The sequence below is a fragment of the Populibacterium corticicola genome, assembly GCF_042683685.1.
Lineage (GTDB): Bacteria > Actinomycetota > Actinomycetes > Actinomycetales > Cellulomonadaceae > Timonella > Timonella corticicola.
In genome coordinates this window covers 278,056-293,857 of the sequence record NZ_JBHUOP010000001.1, presented here as the reverse complement: position 1 = coordinate 293,857, position 15,802 = coordinate 278,056, and the positions used below count along the sequence as shown (strand labels likewise).

At 59.6% G+C, this 15,802-nt stretch carries 13 protein-coding genes, 1 rRNA gene and 1 pseudogene; 10 read left to right on the top strand and 5 right to left on the bottom strand.

Annotated features, from left to right (window positions below; genetic code table 11):
- The first annotated feature begins 76 nt into the window (after positions 1–76).
- From ACFSYH_RS01275 to ACFSYH_RS01260, 4 genes are read left to right on the top strand one after another with little or no spacing between them, the layout of a single operon-like run.
- Positions 77–502, top strand: a complete 426-nt coding sequence (locus ACFSYH_RS01275) for a hypothetical protein (protein ID WP_377464637.1) — start codon at positions 77–79, stop codon at positions 500–502.
- Positions 499–822 (top strand): transcriptional regulator, encoded by a 324-nt coding sequence (locus ACFSYH_RS01270; RefSeq protein ID WP_377464636.1) that lies wholly within the window; start codon positions 499–501, stop codon positions 820–822. The genes ACFSYH_RS01275 and ACFSYH_RS01270 overlap by 4 nt, the downstream gene beginning before the upstream one ends.
- Positions 819–1,802, top strand: coding sequence for a GNAT family N-acetyltransferase (locus ACFSYH_RS01265; protein ID WP_377464635.1), 984 nt, complete (start codon positions 819–821; stop codon positions 1,800–1,802). The genes ACFSYH_RS01270 and ACFSYH_RS01265 overlap by 4 nt, the downstream gene beginning before the upstream one ends.
- Positions 1,799–2,419 (top strand): histidine phosphatase family protein, encoded by a 621-nt coding sequence (locus ACFSYH_RS01260; RefSeq protein WP_377464634.1) that lies wholly within the window; start codon positions 1,799–1,801, stop codon positions 2,417–2,419. The genes ACFSYH_RS01265 and ACFSYH_RS01260 overlap by 4 nt, the downstream gene beginning before the upstream one ends.
- Before the next feature lie 12 nt (positions 2,420–2,431).
- Here ACFSYH_RS01260 and ACFSYH_RS01255 read toward each other — a convergent pair.
- Positions 2,432–3,126, bottom strand: a pseudogene (locus ACFSYH_RS01255) (type IV secretory system conjugative DNA transfer family protein); the annotation flags it as partial.
- Positions 3,127–3,312: 186 nt separating this feature from the next.
- On the opposite strand from ACFSYH_RS01255, the gene ACFSYH_RS01250 reads away from it, so the two are divergent.
- Complete coding sequence (locus ACFSYH_RS01250; RefSeq protein ID WP_377464632.1) at positions 3,313–4,647, top strand: ATP-binding protein; 1,335 nt, start codon at positions 3,313–3,315, stop codon at positions 4,645–4,647.
- A gap of 241 nt (positions 4,648–4,888) precedes the next feature.
- On the opposite strand, the gene ACFSYH_RS01245 is transcribed toward ACFSYH_RS01250, so the two are convergent.
- Both ACFSYH_RS01245 and ACFSYH_RS01240 read right to left on the bottom strand, forming a co-directional pair.
- Positions 4,889–5,173 carry a helix-turn-helix domain-containing protein gene (locus ACFSYH_RS01245; RefSeq protein WP_377465225.1) on the bottom strand — a complete coding sequence of 95 codons (285 nt, stop codon included), beginning with the start codon at positions 5,171–5,173 and terminating at the stop codon, positions 4,889–4,891.
- Positions 5,174–5,463: 290 nt separating this feature from the next.
- Complete coding sequence (locus tag ACFSYH_RS01240) at positions 5,464–6,321, bottom strand: hypothetical protein (RefSeq protein WP_377464631.1); 858 nt, start codon at positions 6,319–6,321, stop codon at positions 5,464–5,466.
- 514 nt (positions 6,322–6,835) lie between these two features.
- On the opposite strand from ACFSYH_RS01240, the gene ACFSYH_RS01235 reads away from it, so the two are divergent.
- The 5 genes from ACFSYH_RS01235 to ACFSYH_RS01215 all read left to right on the top strand — a co-directional run bounded on the left by ACFSYH_RS01235 (position 6,836) and on the right by ACFSYH_RS01215 (position 12,792).
- On the top strand, positions 6,836–7,708 hold the full coding sequence (locus ACFSYH_RS01235) for a serine hydrolase domain-containing protein (protein ID WP_377464630.1): 873 nt from the start codon (positions 6,836–6,838) through the stop codon (positions 7,706–7,708).
- Entirely contained in the window at positions 7,702–8,508 is an 807-nt protein-coding gene (locus ACFSYH_RS01230) for an AraC family transcriptional regulator (RefSeq protein ID WP_377464629.1), read from the top strand. The genes ACFSYH_RS01235 and ACFSYH_RS01230 overlap by 7 nt, the downstream gene beginning before the upstream one ends.
- A gap of 165 nt (positions 8,509–8,673) precedes the next feature.
- The gene (locus ACFSYH_RS01225) at positions 8,674–9,579 is read left to right on the top strand and encodes an ABC transporter ATP-binding protein (protein ID WP_377464628.1); all 906 of its coding nucleotides are present in this window, start codon (positions 8,674–8,676) and stop codon (positions 9,577–9,579) included.
- A gap of 28 nt (positions 9,580–9,607) precedes the next feature.
- Positions 9,608–10,666 carry an iron-siderophore ABC transporter substrate-binding protein gene (locus tag ACFSYH_RS01220; protein WP_377464626.1) on the top strand — a complete coding sequence of 353 codons (1,059 nt, stop codon included), beginning with the start codon at positions 9,608–9,610 and terminating at the stop codon, positions 10,664–10,666.
- Positions 10,663–12,792: an iron ABC transporter permease gene (locus ACFSYH_RS01215; protein ID WP_377464625.1), complete on the top strand. Its 2,130-nt coding sequence runs from the start codon at positions 10,663–10,665 to the stop codon at positions 12,790–12,792. The genes ACFSYH_RS01220 and ACFSYH_RS01215 overlap by 4 nt, the downstream gene beginning before the upstream one ends.
- 571 nt (positions 12,793–13,363) lie before the next feature.
- On the opposite strand, the gene rrf is transcribed toward ACFSYH_RS01215, so the two are convergent.
- Positions 13,364–13,480, bottom strand: a 5S ribosomal RNA gene (rrf, locus tag ACFSYH_RS01210).
- Between the two features lie 282 nt (positions 13,481–13,762).
- Positions 13,763–15,724, bottom strand: coding sequence for a DNA primase (dnaG, locus tag ACFSYH_RS01205; RefSeq protein WP_377464624.1), 1,962 nt, complete (start codon positions 15,722–15,724; stop codon positions 13,763–13,765).
- Between the last annotated feature and the right edge of the window lie 78 nt (positions 15,725–15,802).

Below are 15,802 nucleotides of genomic sequence, written 5' to 3'. Positions count from 1 at the left end.
GGGGATCACCGGACAGGTACGGTCACTGGTCCGCGCTGACTGGACAGCCTCGCTTTATGATTGCTAAAGTGCTTGCATGAGTGAAAACACGTTCTCTGTTGATGATGCAACTCGGATTGTCGCAGCAGGTGAGCAGGCAGCCCTGCATGCGAAGCGTGCGACGCGCTGGTTCAAGGTGTTCGTGCTTTTGCAGGCGGCGTATGCGTTGGCGTTCACCGTGTCGGTCGATGTGGCAGGGGTGGGTTACTGGAAGGCGTTCGCGCCGTTCGTGCTCGCCACGCTGTGTATCTGGATGATCGCGTTCCGGTACCGGCAGTCCGTGCCCCGGCATGGGCTGCGGAACATGGGGATCGCGGTCGCGACCTGGTTCGCGCTGTATACGCTCATGCTCGACCCGGCTCTGCAGTTGTTTCAGTTGTCGTCGCCGTGGTGGTGGGTGCTCGCCGGGGTCATCGCGGTGACGCCGGTCGTGGCGTGCTTGTTCGCGAGTTCCCGCCGATGAGTCATCCGCGCAAGAGCATCGACAGTCTCATCCACTCGCCGGTGCGGTTCTCACTCCTGGCGGCGCTGCGGAACTTGGAGGATGTGGACTTCCGGTTCCTCGCAGACCTGCTCGAGGTGAGCGATTCCACGCTCTCGCAGACGCTCACCGTGCTGGAAGAAGCGAAGCTCGTGGCCGTGCGGAAGGAGCCGGTCGGTAGGCGTACGCGCACGTGGGTCGGGATCACGAAGACCGGCCGCGACGCATTCGAGCAGCACCTTGCGACCCTGCAGGCCATCGTCGAATCAGGTACACCCAACGATATTCAGGAGACGACATGACCCTCGTGCGGCACGCGCGACCTGCTGATCTGGCGGCTGCAGCAGACACCCTCACGGCAGCGTTCAAGCACTACCCGTGGACACGGCACGTGCTCCCGGAGCGCGACTACCTGGCCCGCTTGCGCGCGCTACAACACCTCTACCTGGGGTATGCGCGCGAGCACGGGATCGTGGCCGTTACCGGGGACAGCGATGGGGTGATCGCGCTCCTGCCGCCGCATGCGCCAGACCCAGCACCGGCCATGGTGGAAGAGGTGGTCGCGTTGCACGGCGACCGCATCGACCGCCTCGATCAGGCCCCGCCACCGGAGGGAGCGTGGCGACTGGAGACCCTCGGCGTGCGCCCCGAGCACCAAGGGTGCGGGATCGCCTCCGCGCTCATTCACTTTGCACTCTCGGAGGTCAGAGCCCGTGGGGGTCGTGCTGTCGCGCTCGATACCTCGGACCCGCGCAACGTGCGCCTGTACGAGCGTCACGGCTTTGGTGTCACCGCCCACACTGACTCCGGTGATGGCCCACCGGTGTGGAAGATGTTCGCATCCCTTGAGATTCAACACGGTGAAGTGGCTGCGGCGCAGAGTGCTGCTGCAGCGCTGGAGGCGTACTTGGCTGCGACGAACACACACAACTTCGACCACGTCGAACGCGTGCTCGCACCCGATGCGGTCTACTTCTTCGGTGACGCGACCTGCATCGGCGTCAGTGAGGTTCGAGGGTATTTCGAGCGGACCTGGGCGATGATCCCCGACGAGACCTACTGGGCGGAAGATATCGAATGGGTCGCCCTCTCCGAGGACGCCGCAGTGGCGACCTACACCTACCACTGGAGCGGCACCATCGATGGGCAGGAACGCTCCGGTGCTGGGCGCGCCACCAACGTCTTCACGCGCAGCCCACACGGCTGGCGGCTCACCCACGAACACCTGAGCTCGCTGCCGTCTAGGCAAGTCAGCGAGCAGGAGGGTGAAGGGATCGCATGAGGACGCTCTACGTCGTGACGCACCCCGAAGCAACCCATCACGTAGAGGGGCGCGTCGGGGGCTGGTACGGCTCCGAACTCACTCCTAAGGGCCTGAAGGCCGCGGATCAGGTCGGTGCTGCCTTGGCAGCGAGAATCCCCCGCTCAGAAAGTATCGAACTGTTCTCGTCGGACCTTCGGCGCACCACGCAAACGGCGGCAGCGATCAGTACACACCTGGGTATCGAGCCCGTGTTCGATCCGCGCCTTCGAGAGAAGTCCTACGGCGTTGCCGAAGGGAAACCCCAAGCCTGGCTCGATGAACGCTTCCGCACCCCACCCCCGGTGGGTAAGCGCCTTCGCCACGACGAGGGCATTGACGGGGCGGAGACGATGCACGTCTTCGCAACTCGCATCTACGAGAGCATGGAGGAGATCCTCGAACGGCAATGCTCGCACCAGATCATCTCCACCCACGGCGGGGTACTCACCTTCGCTGCCGCAGCCTTCCTGCGCCTGCCTATCGACGCGCTCGGACACATGCGGCTTCGGGCGCGGCCGGGAACCATCACGGTGCTGAGAGAAGACGACTACTTCCACAACCGCAGCCTCATCGAACTAGGCACCATCCCGCAGTGAGGCGCGAGCACCTCAGGTTGAGGTGCCGCTGAGCGCCTGCTCGACAACGCCCCGATCCTCACGGAGCTGTGTCGCGTCTGGGCGTGCTGGCCAGGGCCGGAGTGTGGTGATGATGGGGCGTGCGGTGCGGAGCATCACCACCCCAGTCCCGAACGGCAGGGTCCGCAGTACGTCGGGTGGGAGGGTCGGGACGCGGCGGATCGAGCGTTGGCTGGAGTGCGCACCGTACGCGTCGGTGGTGACGGAGTCAGTGGTTTCGTCGCGGTCGCCGATGAGGGTGGCGAGGTCTTGGAGGTCGCGACTGTTGGATGCGCCGCCGAGGACGATCTTCACGATCGAGGCACCCCAGATCGCGTTCGCTTGGTTCTCACCCCACTTCTCGCGCGCCTGTGCGAGTGACTGCAGTACCGGGAGGGGTGTGATGCCGGTGCCGCCGCCTTCTGCCATCAACGTTGGCAGCGATAGGAGCGGGGCAAGGTTCCCATCTCATCCAAAGCCAGCAGCAAAGGAGGGTCCATCCGTGCGCCCGGTGAACGGGCAGCGATCTGCCTCGCGGTCTCGACGAGATCTTCGATGAACGCCGCCACCAGCGCAGATGACGCGCCCGCCCCGGCACCGGTAGCAAGAAGGTAGAGCGTCCCGTCCCCGAGGAGGAACGTCTCAGGGTCGAACTCTTCACCCGGTGCAGGACTGACGTCGTCGAGGACGACCCTTTGGCCGATGAAAGCGTGCCGGTCGAGACCCGGCAGCGAGACCTCCTGCGGGTAGTCCTGCTCGGTACATACCGAACAGTTGACGGAACACGGACCAACACATTCAAAAGAGGTGCGGACAGTTATCCCCTTGTAGATTCGCTTTGCTGGGTTCTGGAAGGACCCAACCTGCAGAAGCTCATGGGCTTGCTGTCCCAGCAGCTCGAACCAGAGAAACGGCTGCAACTGGGAACATTCGTGGCTGATCCGACCGCAAAAGCGGTTGCCGACGGTGATCGTCTCTTTCAGCGCCATGCAGCATTATTGGGCAGCACAGGATCAGGCAAGAGCTGGTCGGTGGCTCTCATCTTGGAACGCGCTCGCGCACTAGCCCACCCCAACTTGATCGTCTTCGACATGCATGGGGAGTATACTCCCCTCACGGCCGGAGAAGATGCGGTTGCCAAGGGCTTCCGAATTGCCGGACCTGCTGAGAGCATAGGCGAGGACGGCACATTGTTCCTGCCGTGGTGGCTTTTGAACCAGGAAGAAATGCAAGCTCTCCTCCTTGACCGATCTGAAGCAAATGCTCCCAATCAGGCCGCAAGACTACTACATCACGTCCGTGCACTAAAGCACGAACAGCTGGTTGCAGACGGTAGAACCGATCTTGCTCAGCGATTCACAGTCGATAGTCCGGTACCTTTCAGCCTCGATGAACTCCTCGCGCGACTGGAAGCTGATGACATCGAGATGGTGCCAGGGTCAACTTCGAGGGGTGCTGCTGGACCGTTCAAAGGCAAACTAACTCGATTCATTGCGAGACTTCGCTCCCGAGTCGAGGACCGTCGCTACGGGTTCATGTTCGCGCCGCCGCAATCAGACGTTGGATACGAGTGGCTTCACGAGCTGGCAAAAAAGCTCCTCGGCACCAAGCCTGGTATCAAAGTCATAGACTTCAGCGAAGTACCGAGCGACGTACTGCCTGTTGTCGTTGGCGTACTCGCGAGGGTGCTCTATGAAATCCACTTCTGGACTGACGAGGACGTAAGAACTCCTGTGACCTTCGTATGCGATGAGGCACATCTCTACCTCCCCGCATCGGCCCCCGACCCCGCTGAACAGAGAGCACTCGAATCTTTTGAACGAATCGCCAAAGAGGGGCGCAAGTACGGAATCTCACTTCTCGTAGTAAGCCAGCGCCCGTCTGATGTCAGTCGGACAGTTCTCTCGCAGTGCAACAACTTCGTTGTATTACGTCTTACTAACGATCAAGACCAAGCTGTTGTTAAGCGTTTAATGCCCGACAGTATGGAGGGAATCGCTGCTGCCTTGCCACTTCTTGATGTAGGCGAAGCCCTGCTTCTTGGAGACGCGATCATTCTCCCGACCAGAATCCGCCTTGACGCACCCAAAGTGAAGCCTGCGAGTGCAACTCGTAACTTCTGGACGGAGTGGAATGAGACGAGCGTCGAGGACTCGGATCTTGTCGCTGCCGTTGAGTCGATGAGAGCTCAAACGCGAACCAAGGCTTAGATCAGGGTCGGGCACGGGAATTAGTTGAATAACTGTCTCCAAGTCGTGTAAACCAGTGACGCACGGAGCGCGCAAATGCAATAAGAACTCCAGTTCTGACGGGATGTTTACCCCACTTACACTGCCGCCTGGGAATGAAAAACTGTAGCGACTGGATGTGATTAGTCAATAGAACAGCGAGGTGTGGCGTTTCTTGGCAATACGCCACACCGGAGGCTTCAGATTTCGCTCTCGCTTTACGTCACTTCGATCTCGGTCGTTGAGATTGAGAACGCAGTTTTACTCCAGCCTTCTTGAGGTCTCTCCACACTATTGAGTGCCCTACACCCACCTCGATGGCAATCTCACGAATGGTGAGGCCCTCCCTATACCTTCGAACAGCATGAGCCACCTGCTCATCGTCTAGACCCTGTCGACGGATTCGAACACCAGCATCCTTCAAAAGATCCCTCACCTTCTCCTTGCCTAGCCGGTGCTCGCGAGCAATTGATATCAACGGGGCCCCCGATTCGTATGCCGAAACCATTCCTTCGATCATCTCCGGTGTGACAGGGGTTACAGCTGTCCCAGTCGGCGTCACCACGCGACCCCGGCATCGGTCCGCTGCGTAGATAGACTAGAATCTTCAATATCGCACCCTTCGCTAGATCCGCGATAAATCAACGATTTCAGCGCCTTGAACGCTGTTACAGTTTTCTCCACGTTGGGGCACCAGTAAACAAGCCGATCTTGCCGAAAACCGAGATTGGCACTCTAGCCAGACCAAACAAGTCCGGCCCACCCTTTCGGGTGGGCCGGACTTGTTTGCGTTCAGGGCTAGTTAGTGAAAACAACGCTTCTCTCGTCAAACGAGAATGAAGGTGACACGTCCATAGTGATGTCTTCCGGGTCTAGTACTGAGAACCCGATTGAGAACGTAACCTTCTTCCCGTCCAGAATCGTGGTGGACGGTGCGCCTCCGACTTTCTCTCCGTCGAAGATTCGCTCAGCTTCTTCGCCGCCGCTCGCCGCAGACGCTGTGAAGAGTATCGGGTCGAAGTCCTCGCCAGTATCGTTCGTTAACGTGATATCGAATTTGAGGTGTATTCCCTCGCCTGTGATCGCGTACTCCGACGGCGTGATTTCTTCCGGCTCTCCCACTTTGACAGATATGCCGGACGGGTAAGTGTAGGTGTCACCGAAAGCCGGACGCGTTTTCTCTTGCGGCTCTGATGACCCGGACTCCACGCAACCGTTGTACTTCCACTCCCCGCCTTCCTTGACCCAAGACTGATTCTCCTGACTCAACGCGCTCACGTTCAGTGAGTAGGTTGCCGAGGCTTTGTCGCCATCGATGGCGACTGTCATGGCCTCGATTTCTGCGCCGCTTGGGTACTGAACTTTTGCCTGGTCAATCATCGACTGGAAACCGGGGAGAGGCAGTTTCGCCTTGCACTCTTCAGATAGTAGATTCCATGCGGCTTCAGCGTCGGTGAAGAACGCTGCTGTATAGTCGGTGACTGCTTGTTTCAGGGCTGCTTCTTCGGGCTCTGTTTCAACGGTCTTGGCAGGCTCAGGCTGAGCGGTTTCGGTGACTGTGGCAGTCGGCGTGGGCTGTATCAGTCCTGCGCATCCTGTCAGCGTGAGCAAAACGCTCATTGCTGCGGCTAGGGGCAGGGTTTTCTTTGGTGCCATTGTTTTCCTTGAGTAGACAGTTTCCCTGTAGATCGTCTTTGATCTGTGGTTTCTTTAGGCTATCGCACGCGTTTCCGCCGAGTCAGGCCAGTGCCTGACAAGTTTGGCAGACACTCCGAGTTCTGCCGGAGTTGATTGCCTGTGCCCCTCGTGCGAGTGTTCTGTCCGCACATATTCGGTAGGTGATATGAGTAGGCGTTGGCACGCGCTTCATCGCACAGAATGACACATGCTGGGGTGCCATCGAGAACTGCATAGCACTACTTCAAAGATGATTTATGCAAGCAAGCGGCAACCCCTGCAGCCCTCATCTAGTTCCCTAGTGCAAGTCCTGCTTGGCGCACCAGTTGAGCAATGCCGTGTTCCAGATCTGCGACGGCAGGTTTTGCGCCACGACATCGTTATTTCTTGATACCCGGTCTATATCGCTATGCGACTTAACCTTCAATGCGTTCAGCCCATCTACAGCCTCACTGGTTCGGGAGCCCCCAGTTGCACGCAGCATAATGGGAGCATGAATCGCGCGCAGAATATCCTTGAGAAGCTTACGGAGGCCGCTGAGTCAGATGGATTCGCAGCCCATGGGGTCCATGTGCGAATCGGACATGACGTGGCCGAGCACCACTGGGGCGAGGATATTCGCCGAGATATCCACTCAGTGGCGAAGGGGGTTAGCGCGCTTGCTGCCGGGATCGCCTTCGATGAGGGCCTGCTCGACATCGACGCTCCTGTAGCGACCTATCTACCAGACTTTACGCTTGGCACGGGAGTCTCAACCGTTAGCATGAGGCATTTGCTGATGATGACCAGTGGGATCGATCTGCCATGGTCACCAACCCTGATGACGGATTGGCCTGACCTTGCCAGAGAGTTCCTCAGTCGCCCCTCGCGCGGAAGGGTCTTTCAATACTCCAACGCCAGCACATATACGGCTATGCGAGTACTCGATACCGTCGTTGGTGATGTGCCAACGTGGCTCACACCACGACTTTTCGAACCGCTGGGAATCGAGGCACCGCACTGGAAACGCTGCCCTAACGGATGGATCCTTGCAGGAGAAGGCCTACAGTTACGGCTGGGAGAGCTCGCACTGCTTGGGCAACTTATCCGTGATGGCGGCATATGGCAGGGCCAACCTCTTGTTTCGCAGCAGTGGGTACAGGCGTTGCACTCAGATTGGACGGAATTGCAAGGCGCTCCCGCCTACCGTCGCTACGCGATCGCAGGCTGGGGTGGCCCCGGTTCAGCGTGGAGATTACACGGCGCATATGGACAACTACTCATTTTTCTCGGCGATGCCGTCGTGACAGTCACCGCGGATGATCATGCTGGTGCTGATCGTATGGCAGAACGCATCGTTGACATTTTGGAAGCACAGGCATGGTGATCGCGTCCCGCGGGTCTTGGGCGCGCGAACCCCACACGGTCGTGCTTGATGACGTGGATTCCCCAACAAGCGTGTCCGATCCTTTTGCAATTGTGGTGGAGAGTGCCTTTGTTTCCGTGCCACTCGAGTTCGAGCCACACGCACACCCACTGCACGAGCTCGTGTGGATGCGCGGCGGCACCATGACAGTCCGACTTGCCAATCAGATGATCACCGTTCCAGAAGGTCACGGGCTATGGCTCCCCGCCAATGTCGTGCATTCTGGACGCACGACAGCTCGGTCCTCCCTTTTCAACGCGCTGTTCGATCCTGATCGCTCCCCGGTGGCCTTCGCTGAAGTAACCCCTGTGGAGGTGACACCCGTGATTGCGGCCCTCCTCACCCACTTGGAAAACACTGATCTTTCTCAGGCGGCACGTTTGCGCGCTGAGGCAGTTGTCTTTGACGTTCTTGAGCCATCCGATCTTCAACTTGCGCTCCCTGTGCCGCACGCCGAGCGCATCGGTCCGATTGTTGACGCTCTGGTGGCGGACCCCGCGGACGATCGCACATTGAGTGTGTGGGCCGCTGAGGTTGGCAGCAGCGAACGAACGGTCACGCGATTGTTCCGTGCCCATACCGGGCTGTCCTTCCTGCAGTGGCGCCAAGCACTCCGCGTTCATCACGCACTCACACTCATTGGGGAAGGGCTTCCCGTAAAGGAGATTTCCGAACAGCTTGGATACTCGCAGGCGAGCACGTTCATCGCATCGTTCAAACGAGTGATGGGGACAACCCCAGGAACTTACGCACCCAAATGACTGAAACTCTATATTCCATGTCTTAAAGCCTTGATTGCGGACGCCCAATTACCTCGTTAGCCTTATAAGGAAAGGCAAGCCTAACCTTCATCTGAAGCGTCCATCGTGCCGTGTGCCGATACGGAGGCCCTGCCCCATGCTAGTTCTTCCATTGCAGGAGCCATCGTGACGAATACCGCACTCACCTCGGTTGAGCCTGCCCAAAACTCAGGAACGTCAACGAATCCCGACGATTCCACCGCTTCACTTCGTGGTGCCGGAGTTGTCCTCGGCTTCGGCGACCATACAGTCGTCAACGGCGTTGATATCGCACTTCGTTCAGGCCAGGTCACAGCACTCGTCGGCCCTAACGGCTCAGGGAAATCAACGCTACTGCGCGGGCTTGCCAAGTTACACCCGGCAGCGGGAACCATTGTCCTCACGCAAGCTATGGACGCAGAACCCAGGCCAATACACTCCATGCGCCCACGAGAGTTCGCACAAGAGGTGACGCTGTTCGCCCAATCGCGTATCGCACCACAGGGTTTGAGCGTCAAAGAGGTTGTTGCCTTTGGCCGATACCCGTACCGCCGCCGTTTCTCGGGACTCACTCGCGAAGATCATGCCGCCATTGAGAGCGCATTAAGGGCGACGGGTTTAAATGCCATAGCAGACCGTGCTGCAGGCACCCTCTCTGGAGGTGAACTCCAGCGGGTCTGGCTTTCTGCCTGTTTGGCGCAGCAGACCGGCGTTGTGCTGTTGGATGAACCCACCAATCACCTCGATCTGCGCTATCAGATCGAAACGCTGGATGTAATCCGAGACCTCGCCGACGACCATGGGGTCGCAGTGGGGGTCGTACTGCACGATCTTGATCACGCCGCACAGGTCGCCGACGAACTACTGCTCATGCGAGCCGGCCAGATCGTCGCCAAGGGCACTCCCGTTGACGTGCTCACGGCTGAAAACATCGCTCACGCTTACGAGATCCGCGTGGACGTGAGGCTCGACCAACACACTGGCAGACTGCGCATAGACCCGATCGGACGTCATGCGCCCCGCCCACATACTCACGCCTCATCAGATTCCTGACCATCAACCGTTCCGGAAAGGACCGTACATGAAAACCCGCAACCGCCTTGTTTCCGTTGCCTGTGTGGGCATCACAGCACTCACGCTCTCGGCATGTGGAACCACCACAGTCAACTCTGCCGAAGAAGTATCAGACAGCGCGGCCATTTCAGATAGTTGTGCACAAGACTCCACAACGACCTCCACTGATCCCGTCTCGATGACAGACAGCCACGGCAGGTTGATCGAGTTGGACAAGCCAGCCGAACGCATTGTTGTCCTGGAATGGCAGCAGACCGAGGACCTGCTCACACTGTGTGTCGCACCAGTCGGGGCAGCATCTATTGACGGTTTCGCAACCTACGTAAGCGCTGAGACATTGCCGGAGTCGGTGGTCAATGTGGGCGAACGCGGTGAGCCAGACCTCGACGCGATCTACGCGACCGACCCTGACCTCATCATCATCGAGGCAAACAGCCCCGACGACGAGCTACTTGGGAAACTCGAGAAGGGTGATGTACCGGTTCTCGCCACAATCGGCACTGACACGAGCGGACAGATCGAGAACATGAAGAAGGTCTTCTCCCTCATCGCTGAGGCAACGGGACGCAGCGAGCGTGCGGCAGAGGTGATCGAGGAATTCGACAAGCATCTCTCCGCCGCCAAGGAGAAGGTTGCCTCCGCACAACTTCCAACCAACGACTTTGTCTTCTTCGATGGCTGGATCGAGTCCGGGAACGTCGTCATCCGTCCATACGGTAAGGGCGCGTTGTTCACCGAGTTGGGAGAACAACTGGGACTCAACGGCGCCTGGACCAACGATGTCAACTCTTCCTACGGCAGTGGCGGTGTTGATCCTTCCTATGGCCTCGCCCAGACTGACATTGAGGGACTTGTCGGGGTCGGAGAGGCAAACCTCATCTTTGCGAATGATGGCACTGCCGATAGTTACGTCAACGAGTTCACCAAGAGCCCTATCTGGCTGGCGCTTCCTGCGGTGCAGGAAGACCGCGCCTTTGAATTCCCTCCTGGTATCTGGGGTGCTGGCGGTCCACGCTCCAACCAGCAGGCGATCGACGCCTTTGTCGACGTCATCACCGGGCAGTGACCAGACGAGACACGCTTCACGCCGCCGACCACTCCTCACACGAGGAGCAGGTCGGCGGCGCATCCGCCTTAAGTTCCAACGTCCTACTTGGCGGGCTCTCCCTGCTCGTAGCGCTGGTCATGGGCGTCGTAGCTGTCGGACTATGGCATCTAACGCAAGGCACCTCTGGGGTTGGAACCACCGAACTACTTCGAGCACTCTTCGGTGAAGACGTCCGGGTGGGTGGGGTTTCGGTAAACGATGTTTTCCTCGGTTCTCGCCTACCTCGGTTGTGTGCGGGCATCGCCGTTGGTTTCGCACTTGGCGTTGCCGGCGCGCTCTTGCAGTCGATCACGCGCAATGCCTTGGCCTCCCCCGACACCCTTGCCGTAACCTCGGGGGCGCACTTCTCGCTTACCGTGGTTGCGGCATTCGGCATATCAGTGCCTCTATGGGCATCGAGCAGCGTTGCATTCACCGGCGGCCTGTTGGCTGCGGCACTTGTGCTGGGACTCACAGGTCGCGCCTCGGGAACGGCAAACACTCGGCTTATTCTCGCAGGTTCTGCAATCTCCATGGCGCTTAGTTCTGGGACGGCATTATTGCTTATCCTGTTCCGAGAAAACACCACTGGGTTGTTTGCATGGGGAAGCGGGTCCCTCGCACAACTCAACATTGATGCTTCAGTTCGCACGGCGCCGCTGATCGCAGTGATTCTGTTGTTCTCCCTGCTGCTTTCTCGGCGCCTAGATGTGCTTGGTCTTGGCGACGACACCGCAGCCTCGCTTGGGGTCCCACTGCGGTCGACACGTGCCATCGCAATATTTTGCGCGGTGCTCCTGACGAGTTCCTCTGTCACACTCGCTGGGCCAATCGGGTTTGTTGGGTTGGGCGGGCCTGTGCTGGCCAGACTCATCGCAAACTACGTGCCCGCGCTGCGTCGCCACGCATTCCTTGTACCCGCATCGGGGCTGCTCGGTGCCTTGCTCATCCTCCTCGCAGACGCGATCTTACGCGCGGTTCTCAGCCCCGAAGGCGCCACCTCAATTCCCACTGGCATTCCCACCGCATTCCTTGGCGGGGTCATTATCGTTATCCTCGCGATGCGGATGCGTGACACAGGTGCCGCCCGAATGGCCGCCAGCGCGCCATCCGCGCTCCGTACCCGGCGGCGCTTCCTTGCCGTATTGATTGTCTGCGTTACGCTACTGGTTTCTTCCGTGGTTATCGGGCTGTTAGCCGGAAACCTCTGGCTACAGCTCGGGGATGTTCAGTTATGGCTACAAGCAAGCGCGCCTAATCTCATTGATCGAGCGTTGAACGAACGAGCAGCACGTGTCGCCGCAGCGGTTCTCGCGGGAGCAGCACTGGCGCTGTCAGGTACAGTCGTACAGAGCACCGTACGCAATCCCCTCGCCGAACCCAGCCTTCTCGGAATCACAGCCGGAGCCGGGGTTGGAGCTGTTTTTGTTGTCACCACAGGGTTCGGTGGCGGTGGCCGCCCCGTACTCGTCGTCATGGCGGTGATCGCCGGGCTGGTCACCTTCGCAGTCGTGGCACTGCTGGCATGGCGTGGTGGGCTTTTCCCTGATCGCTTCGTGTTGGTCGGTATCGGTTGCGGCTATGCGCTCAACGCTGTGACCACGTTCCTGCTCCTACGCTCCGATCCGTGGGAAACGCCGCGGATCCTTACGTGGTTGTCTGGAACAACCTACGGTCGGTCCTTCGCAGATGCCCTGCCGGTCGCAGCGGGACTCATCCTAGTCATCCCCGTGCTTGTCGCTCTGCACCGAGAACTCGATTTGCTCGCAGTCGACGACGATACCCCTCGTATCCTCGGGGTTCGCCTCGAACGCACCCGTCTCGGTGTGCTCACGCTCGCCGCAGCGCTTGCCGCCGTAGCAGTCATCGCAGTGGGAACAGTGGGATTCGTCGGGCTCATCGCACCGCACCTCGCGCGTGCTCTCGTCGGCGCCAGACAAGCCCGGGTCATACCGGTTGCCATGCTCCTTGGCGCACTGCTTGTGCTCGTTGCAGACACTCTTGGACGTACGCTGATCTCTCCCTCCCAGTTGCCCGCTGGGATCATGGTCACCCTCGTGGGCGCTCCGTACTTCATTTGGCTCCTGCGGCGCGCACGCGGCTGAGAATACGGGTTCTGTCTGAAGGCGAGTCCTATTCGGGAATGTGGAACGCTGTCGCATACGACTGCGCCTTGGATTCATTGCCGACGAGCCAGTTACGTTCTGATTTCTGGCTTACGCTGGGCATCGGCTCGTCTTAGGTGGTGGTGTGACTGCTGGACCTTAGCGCGGTTGTGAATGTGGGTTTTGACTTCAGTGTCAGGACTGCTAGCACTCACACTCAAGCCCCGCACTCACGGCTACACCCCTGAACCCCACCAATCAAACCGATGGGGCGAAAAACGTCCGAGTGCACACACAAAAACTATGCACCCGGACCAAAAACACCCCACCGACCCCAACACCTACCCGCCCGGCTCCGGCACCATCCATACCCTGCCTTCGGTGGTTATCGAACTCAACCATTTGTGCTCCAACTCGACCGCGCCACGGTTGAGTTGGATGAGGGGTGGTTCTTGCCGGTATCCCCAAGGGCCAGTGAGAGTTACAGGGGAACAGAGCGACGAGTCGTCTGCGCATAACAAAAACGAGGACCCCCACCATTAGGGATCCTCGTTCTTTATATAAAGTTTAAGTGCGGCCACGTTCTACTCTCCCACACCCTCCCGAGTGCAGTACCATCGACGCTGGTGAGCTTAGCTACCGGGTTCGGAATGGGACCGGGCGTTTCCTCACCGCTGTGATGGCCGCAGAATTAAGTTAACTACACTTCCACCCCGCAACGCCAATTCTGGAACCGTAACCTCCGCCACACCGCAGCATCATGCACGCCAGATGCTAGAGGTACAGGCACGCGCAACACCCACACCAGCCCCGGACCAGGCGTGAGACAGGCACATCAATGCAACCGAATCGTCGCCAATCACAAGACCAGTGTTACGGACGCGTCGACACTGTTGCCACAAACCACAGCAGCACCACCAACTAGGCCGCAACACGGAAAACACGCAGAAGCCCGGGCGCGACTGGAACGTCAGTCCATTTGTTCTTGGCGCAGGATGCGGCGCTGTGCCTCGAGTTCGAGGAGTGCCCGATAGATAGCCTCATAGCCAACAGGGTCAGTGGTGGGATCCGAGCGGCGCAGGCGGCTCTTCACATCACCGATTTGTCGGGTGATACCCATGTCTAGGAACGCGCGAGTGATTCCCTGCGCATAGGCGTCAATCGCTTCGGAACGGTCTTCTGGCAGCGGCGATACCGCTAACTCGTTGATGAGCACCTGAACGGGTTCGATCGCTTGGTCGAGTACGAGGGTGATCCAGTCGCCGACCTCCATCTGGTGTGCCTGCGCGAGTCCACCCGCGGCGCGGATGGCCTCATACACTGCACGCCAGGCGGGCACAACGAACGCCTCAGACGGTAGTGAGTCAACAACCTGCGCGAACACCGCGTGCGGAAGTTGCAGGATGACTTCAAGGGTCTGCTTTTCAAGGCGTGCAACAGGGTCGCGCAAATCGGGACGGGAAATGCCAAAACTTGACTCGGCAACGTCCTGGGTCGCAGCACCAGAAACACCAGCACCACTACCGGAAGCAGCAGGCCGCCCAGCGGAAACCCCGGACGCACCCGAACGGCCGTCTTTGACCGCATAGGCAACGGCACGGGAAACGGAGTCGGAGTCGACGCCAAGCCAGCCAGTCAGCAGCCGGGTGTATTCGGGCCGCAGGGCGTTGTCGCGGATGGAGGCAACGATAGGGGCGCACGCGCGCAGTGCCCCCACACGCCCTTCGGCGGTGTCGAGGTTGTAGTCCTTGAGCGTTGTCTTGATCACGAACTCGAACAGCGGTTGGCGGCCGTCCACGAGGGCTTGGACTGCTTGCGGTCCTTTGTTCATGCGGAGGTCGCAGGGGTCCATGCCGGAGGGTTCGACGGCCACGAAGGTTTGGGCGTAGAACTTCTGATCCTCGCCAAACGCCCGCATGGCGGCTTTCTGGCCCGCTGCATCTCCGTCGAACGTAAAGATGATTTCGCCACCTTGGGAGCCACCTCCAGCGAGCCGGACGCCTCCCCCGGTATTCATGTCCCCGAGCAGACGCCGAACGAACCGTACGTGGTCGGAACCAAACGCGGTTCCACAGGTTGCAACGGCGGTGGTGACACCGGACAGGTGCGCGGCCATGACGTCGGTGTATCCCTCGACGACGACTACGCGCTTGTTCTTGGCGATCTCTCGTTTAGCGAGGTCGATCCCGTAGAGCACATGAGACTTCTTGTACAGCGGGGTCTCGGGGGTGTTGAGGTATTTTGGCCCCTGATCGTCGTCGTAGAGGCGCCGGGCACCGAACCCGATGGTGTCACCGGTGACCTCACGAATGGGCCACACGAGCCGTCCACGGAACCGGTCGTATACGCCGCGGTTTCCCTGCGACATGAGGCCGCCGATCAAGAGTTCCTGGTCGGTGAATCCCTTTTGCCGGAGTGCCCTGTACAGGTTGTCCCACCCTTTGGGCGCGTATCCGATCCCGAAGTGCGCGGCGTCGGCTGCAGTGAACGAGCGTTCGGTCAGGAACCGTCGCGCGGTTTCGGCTTCCGGGGAGTTGAGTTGTTCCTGATAGTAGGCGGCGGCGACGCGGTGCGCTTCGAGTAGCCGTTGGCGGCGTCCGGGTGCCTCATCGGGGCGTTGGGTGCCCTCCTCGTATCGGATCTGGATTCCGACGCGTCCGGCGAGGTATTCGACGGCTTCGGTGAAGCCGAGTCCGTCCATCTTCTGCACGAACGAGATGACGTCCCCGCCCTCGTTGCAGCCGAAGCAGTGCCAGCGTCCGACCTGCGGGCGCACGTGGAACGACGGCGTCTTCTCGTCATGGAATGGGCACAGGCCCTTCATCGAGCCGACACCAGCGGTTTTGAGTGTGACCTGCTCACCCACGATGTCTTCGATACGACACTTTTCGCGTACCGCCTCGACATCTTCACGTTTGATTAGCCCTGCCACGCCTGCCATTCTATGTCCTGTTCATCCGCCGCGAGGAACTGCTGTGGGCGAACAGAGGTTGCGGGTGCGTTGCACCCT

Coding starts and splice junctions, on each gene's coding strand:
- ACFSYH_RS01275 (WP_377464637.1), top strand. CDS start 77: ATGAGTGAAAACACGTTCTCTGTTGATGATGCAACTCGGATTGTCGCA.
- ACFSYH_RS01270 (WP_377464636.1), top strand. CDS start 499: ATGAGTCATCCGCGCAAGAGCATCGACAGTCTCATCCACTCGCCGGTG.
- ACFSYH_RS01265 (WP_377464635.1), top strand. CDS start 819: ATGACCCTCGTGCGGCACGCGCGACCTGCTGATCTGGCGGCTGCAGCA.
- ACFSYH_RS01260 (WP_377464634.1), top strand. CDS start 1,799: ATGAGGACGCTCTACGTCGTGACGCACCCCGAAGCAACCCATCACGTA.
- ACFSYH_RS01250 (WP_377464632.1), top strand. CDS start 3,313: ATGGGCTTGCTGTCCCAGCAGCTCGAACCAGAGAAACGGCTGCAACTG.
- ACFSYH_RS01245 (WP_377465225.1), bottom strand. CDS start 5,173: ATGGTTTCGGCATACGAATCGGGGGCCCCGTTGATATCAATTGCTCGC.
- ACFSYH_RS01240 (WP_377464631.1), bottom strand. CDS start 6,321: ATGGCACCAAAGAAAACCCTGCCCCTAGCCGCAGCAATGAGCGTTTTG.
- ACFSYH_RS01235 (WP_377464630.1), top strand. CDS start 6,836: ATGAATCGCGCGCAGAATATCCTTGAGAAGCTTACGGAGGCCGCTGAG.
- ACFSYH_RS01230 (WP_377464629.1), top strand. CDS start 7,702: ATGGTGATCGCGTCCCGCGGGTCTTGGGCGCGCGAACCCCACACGGTC.
- ACFSYH_RS01220 (WP_377464626.1), top strand. CDS start 9,608: ATGAAAACCCGCAACCGCCTTGTTTCCGTTGCCTGTGTGGGCATCACA.